Source organism: Streptomyces palmae (genome assembly GCF_004684805.1).
GTDB lineage: Bacteria > Actinomycetota > Actinomycetes > Streptomycetales > Streptomycetaceae > Streptomyces > Streptomyces palmae.
In genome coordinates, this window is record NZ_SRID01000532.1 from 1 (window position 1) to 3,553 (window position 3,553).

The following is a 3,553-nucleotide window of genomic DNA, read 5'->3' on the forward strand; positions in this document are numbered from 1 at the left end:
CCGCCGGGCCGGGCGGGGCCGCGGTCTCCCCGGGGGGAGCGCCAGGTCGAGCCGGTCCACGGCGCGTACCGCCCCGTGGCTTCCACGCGTGTGCTCGACGCCGGCCCCGGGCCGGCCAGGGTGTGCGGTCGCGGTCATGGCCACAGTCTCGCCGCCGGACCCGCCGCGTCGGCAGTGTCGAGCGTCCTCCGCCTGGCATGACAGATGTCATGGCCGCCGGTATGACGCCGGAGCACACCGCGGCCCCCGCACCCGGATCGTCCGGGCGCGGGGGCCGCTGCGGTGTGTGCCGCCGGTCAGCTGGGGTTGAGCGGGATCTCCACGGTGCGCTTGGCGGGATCCTTCTCCAGTATCACCGAGCGCAGGGCGACCACCACGTCCTCCGGGGTGATCGGCGTCTTGCTGCCGTTGCCGCGCTGGATCAGGACGCCGTCGAAGGTGTTGCCGTACAGCTCCTTCACCTTCTGCAGGTCGTAGCTCTCCTGGAGCTTGCCGCCGTCCACCACCTTCATGGACAGGATCTGCGGCAGCGAGAAGGCGGGGCCGAACTGGATGCCCTTGCCGCCCGCGTTCACGGTGACCCGGCCGGACATCGCGGGCTCGGCGAACTCCCGCATCGCCCGGTCCACCTCGTCCCGGCCGACCTTGGGCTGCTTGGTGACCACCGGCAGGGTCACCGGCTTGTCCTCGCCGGTCTCGGCGCGCGTCCGGTACGCCTCGGAGACCGCGGCGACCGCCTTGGCGACGTCCAGGCCCTTGCCCGGCTTGCCGTACACCGGCTTCACCTTGTTCGGGGCGAACTCGATGGTGCCCTCGCGGGCCGAGCCGGACTCGCCGGCCAGCCGCTCCAGGGCGTCCGAGAGCTTCTCCTCGTCCACCGTCACCGGGTCACCGGCCGTACGGGTCCCGCCGAAGAGCGAGCCGATGACGTTGACCGGGTTGTAGTCGCGGCCGGAGACATCCCGCACGGTGCCCTCGGTGTCCAGCGACAGGCCCGCCACGGACGGCTTCAGCTCGTGCTGCTCACCGTCCACGGTGACCTTGATCGGGGCCTGGGCGCGCTTGCCGAGGCTGGCGTCGAGCTTGCGGACCGCCTCCTCCTTGGATGTGCCGCCGATGTCCACCCCGAGCACGGTGGTGCCGTTGGGCACGTCGGAGTGGTTCATCACCAGGCCCGCCGCGTACGCGACGCCGACCAGGCCCACCACCCCGGCCACCAGCAGGGTCAGCTTGCTGCGGCCCTTCTTCTTCGCCGCCTTGGCCGCCGGTGCGGCGGCCGGTGCCGCGGCCGGAGCGGCGGGCGAGCCGGGCGGGCTGGGCGGGCCGGGCGGCCTGTTGACGCTCTGGTTCAGCGCGCGCAGCGCGGACGTGTCGTCCTCGAAGGTCGGGAACGGCGCCTCCGCCTGCTTGCCGCCGCTCTTCTGCTTCGCCTTGGCCTTGGGCTTGCCCTGGCCGCGGTTCTGGCCGGCGGGCTGCTGCGGCTTCTTCTTCCCGGCCGGCGGCACCGCGGGGATGCCGCTGACCAGGGTGTCGCCGGAGACCTGTCCGGCGGGCACGCCGCCGGGCGCCGGGTCCTCGTCGCGGAACAGGTCCGGTCCCACCCGGCGACCGCCGTCACGGGGCGTCTCGCCACCCGGGCCGCCGAACGGACCGGGGGCAGCCGCGTCGGCCGCGCCCGGCCCACCGACGAGCGGCGAACCGTGCGGCGGGGTGGCCGGGTGCGCGTCGGGCCCACCCGGCAGGCCACCGAGACCGGGCCCCTGCTGCGGGCCGGGCCCGCCACCGAAGCCGGACTGGTCACCGAAGCCGGACTGGTCGCCGAAGCCGGACTGGTCGCCGAAGGGGGACTGGTCGCCGTACGCGGACTGGTCCCCGAAGCCCGACTGGTCGCCGTACGCGGACTGGTCCCCGAAGCCGGAGGAGCCGCCGGGACCGGACTGGTCCCCGAAGCCGGACTGATTGCCGAAGCCCGACTGGTCGCCGAACGCGGACTGGTCCCCGAAGCCCGACTGGTCGCCGTAGGGAGGCTGCTGCGCGGGGTAGCCGGCCTGGCCGCCGAAGCCGGGGTCGGCGGCACCCGGCTGGTCGCCGTAGGCGGGCCCGTCACCGAGGCCGGCGGGCGCACCGCCCAGCGGTCCCACCGAGCCGGGCACCGGCATCTCACCGGTGCCGGTGGTGGTCCCGCCCGGGAAGCCGCCCAGCGGGTGCCGGCCGGTGGTGGCGGACGGATCCTCGGCGTGCAGTTCCGGGGTGATCGCGGTGCGGCCGGTGGACGCGGGGTCGCCGTCGCTGAAGTACGGCAGGTCGGACCGGAGATCCGGCGCGGGGAACTGCTGGGTGGTCTCCGGCGCGCCCAGCGGCGGGGCCGGGAACTGCTGGGTGCTGTCCGGCCGCTCCGGTGCGGAGCCGCCCGGGGTGCCGGCCTCGGCGGACGCGGCCGGGGTGGCGCGGGTCTGCTTGCGCGGCGCGAACCAGTCGCTGGTCGCCTTCTCCGTCTCCCGGGGCTCGGGCTCGGCGGCGGGTGCGCTCTGCCCGGCCGGGGCCGCGCTGCCGGCGCCGGGCGCCGCGTCGGGGCGTGCCGAGCCGTCCGTACCCGAGTCGTCGCCGGACCCTGCGCCCGCACCGTCCTCACCGACCGGAGTGCGCATCACCACCGGCGGGATCGGACGCGAGCCGGGGATGTTGATCCGGATGCGCGTGGTCAGCGTGGTCTCGGTCTTCGGCTCCTCCGGCCTGGCAGCGGACCGGGTCTCCGCCTCCTCGGCACCGTCCAACGGGGCCTGCTGCGTCGGGTTCAGCGACGGGTACTGGCGGGATCCGTACGGCGGGGTGCCCGACGGGTAGGCGGCACCGCCGCTACCCCGGGGCCCGGAGGACGAACTGTCAGATTCACGGCTCAATGCAGGTTCTCCCAGTTAGCTCCGCCGCCCGTCTCTTTCGCGCGATGGGGTTCCCCATGCCGGAGGCGCGGGGAGGCTCGGCGGCGCGCACCACCATACTGGGCACCGGGGGCGCCCACGCGGCGGTGGTCGCCTCGCCGGAGCGACGCAATCCCCGTGCAGCACCCCCTGCCTCGGGGACGTTACACCGAAACCGTTACGTCACTTACCAAGTCGGGCGGAAGAGCGGCCCGGTTGCGACAGCTTCGGCATCGTGGCACACATCACACCGGCCACCATGCCGCCCAGCAGAAAGACATACGAGCCCACTCCGACGCTGAACACGAAGTCCCCTTCGGGCCGGGTGGCGGTGAGGTAGAGCACCACGGCGGTCCAGCCGGCGGCGGGAGCACCGCCCCCCAACCGGGTGTCCATCACCCGAACTCCGCCGTAGCAGAGCGCCATCTGGCCCAGCAGCGCCAGCAGCAACCCGCCCGGGAACCAGGCGGCTTGCACCAGCGCGCCGGCGACCCCGGTCAGCACCCCGAGGACCAGCAGCAGCAGATAGGCCGCGACACGCAGGGCCGCCACACCGCCGCTCGCCGGCGGCCGCGGCGCCTGGCTCGACCCACCGGGCCGCGCGCCGCCACCGGCCCCCGATCCCCCGGTACGCC

At 74.8% G+C, this 3,553-nt stretch carries 2 protein-coding genes; both read right to left on the reverse strand.

The genetic code is table 11. The features are described from left to right. Positions 1-296: 296 nt before the first annotated feature. Complete coding sequence (locus E4099_RS30460) at positions 297-2,900, reverse strand: hypothetical protein (protein WP_167828537.1); 2,604 nt, start codon at positions 2,898-2,900, stop codon at positions 297-299. A 201-nt stretch (positions 2,901-3,101) separates the two neighbouring features. Continuing rightward, complete coding sequence (locus E4099_RS30470) at positions 3,102-3,470, reverse strand: DUF6113 family protein (protein WP_135342336.1); 369 nt, start codon at positions 3,468-3,470, stop codon at positions 3,102-3,104. Positions 3,471-3,553: the final 83 nt, after the last annotated feature.